This window comes from Massilia sp. 05N420 (genome assembly GCF_056397205.1).
The window spans coordinates 1-375 of sequence record NZ_JBFTMX010000260.1; the positions used below are offsets into that span (position 1 = coordinate 1).

Consider the following 375-nt stretch of genomic DNA (forward strand, 5'->3'; position numbering starts at 1 on the left):
AGTGCTGACCGAGACCTTTGCCGAATGGCGCCGCACCGGATCTCGTTGCGACGGCGCGCTGGTCTGGACGCTACAGGATCTGCTGCCCGGACCGGGCTGGGGGGTGATCGATTCCACCGGCGAACCCAAGCCCGCCTGGCATGCAATGCGCCGGGCCTTCCGGCCGTTGCAGGTGGTGCTGACGGACGAAGGGACCAACGGTCTGGACGTGCATGTGGTCAATGAGACGTCTGCTGACCTTGCCGTGGAACTTGAGCTTATCTGCTTCCGTGACGGCCGGCAGCAGGCGGCGAGCGCCAGCCAGAGCCTGACGATCGCAGCGCGGAGCAAGCAGAGGATCGCGGCGACCGAACTTTTCGGCGCCTTCTTCGATAC

1 pseudogene is annotated in these 375 nt (G+C 65.3%); it reads left to right on the forward strand.

Annotation, left to right across the window (positions count from 1 at the left end):
- Window positions 1-375, forward strand: a pseudogene (locus AC1DIX_RS28240) (glycoside hydrolase family 2 protein); the annotation flags it as partial.